Genomic DNA, 1,130 nt, shown 5'->3' with positions numbered 1-1,130 from the left:
GGTGTAATCTTTTTATTTTTGAGTAATGTGAGAGGGAATATATACATTTTCTACTTAAATTCTTTAACAGCGTAAATATATTCAATGTAGAAAGTTAGTTTTATGTATACTGACTTGAAAATTGTTTTAACTTGTTTACGTAAGAAGCGAGATAAGACTCAATGATAGAAAGTGATAACTGCCTTAAGTTATAAGGATAAATGAAATAGGAATACGTTTTATCTCTGACAATACATGGAGATAAAAATTTTGAGTGTATTTCATGTGTAACATCTCTTTACCTTGTAATAATTCAAATTAGGTTATGTCTAAGGTAGGAGAATTTCTAAAAGTAGGAGGCTATTATATATGCCTAAACAGGGAAAATACAATCTTGTTGAAATTGGTTTGATCAGTATAGCACTGTGGTGGGCAGTTCTATTGTTATCTCCCATTGCTACATTTAAAAATTCTGTATACAGTACTATGGAGCAAGTTATGCCGGAACAGTTATGGGGCATGCAATGCTTATTTATATCTTTCTTCTTATTATATGGGGTGGCTACAGATAATAAGATTATTAGAAGTATTGGATTGTTAATTTCTATTGGATTTTGGACATTTGTTTCCGTTTCCTTATGGTTAAGTGATAGTGCTACAACAGGTACAAGTTATTTTGTTTGGGCACTTATGGCCGCAGGTCTCTATCTTAAGCTGATGAAAGTAGGTGACGGTTAATGAAAGATAGTTTAATTTCTGCAATTGCTTCTGTATTAGGCATGTTTATTACAGGAGGTTTTGGTTACTTAACTTCTAAGAACAAACCAACTTCTAACACCAGTATCGATACAAGTACAAACCGTCATTCTTTATCTGATGACGAAAGGCAGTTTCGAATTGAACTCAAAGATATGATGTTAACATATCAAAATCAGGTGAAAGAACTAACTCTAGAGGTTGCTAGATTAACAAAAGCGAACCTTCAATTAGAAGTACAAGTAAGACAATTAACGGCTCGTAATGAGAGTCTGGAAACGCAAGTGCATGAATTAACCACTGCGAATAGAGAATTAAAAGAAGAGGTACAAAGGAGACGCAATAGTATTACGGAATAAGGTGACTCATGGGAAGTGCATTCAGAATAATTAGTT

The 1,130-nt window shown here is 33.2% G+C and carries 2 protein-coding genes; both read left to right on the top strand.

Translation table 11 applies throughout. The features are described 5' to 3' along the window. The first annotated feature begins 348 nt into the window (after window positions 1-348). Window positions 349-717, top strand: a complete 369-nt coding sequence (locus tag ABWK52_RS21010) for a hypothetical protein (protein ID WP_001125914.1) — start codon at window positions 349-351, stop codon at window positions 715-717. Further along, window positions 717-1,094, top strand: a complete 378-nt coding sequence (locus tag ABWK52_RS21005; RefSeq protein ID WP_000655296.1) for a hypothetical protein — start codon at window positions 717-719, stop codon at window positions 1,092-1,094. Before ABWK52_RS21010 ends, ABWK52_RS21005 begins: the two co-directional genes overlap by 1 nt. The last annotated feature ends 36 nt before the right edge of the window (window positions 1,095-1,130 follow it).

It is taken from the genome of Bacillus sp. AP50 (assembly GCF_040492675.1).
GTDB classification, from domain to species: domain Bacteria; phylum Bacillota; class Bacilli; order Bacillales; family Bacillaceae_G; genus Bacillus_A; species Bacillus_A cereus.
Note: the sequence above shows the minus strand (reverse complement) of the source record. Positions and strands in the feature narration are given on the sequence as shown.

Excerpts from the sequence above, each read along its gene's own strand:
- ABWK52_RS21010 (WP_001125914.1), top strand. The coding sequence starts at position 349 with ATGCCTAAACAGGGAAAATACAATCTTGTTGAAATTGGTTTGATCAGT.
- ABWK52_RS21005 (WP_000655296.1), top strand. The coding sequence starts at position 717 with ATGAAAGATAGTTTAATTTCTGCAATTGCTTCTGTATTAGGCATGTTT.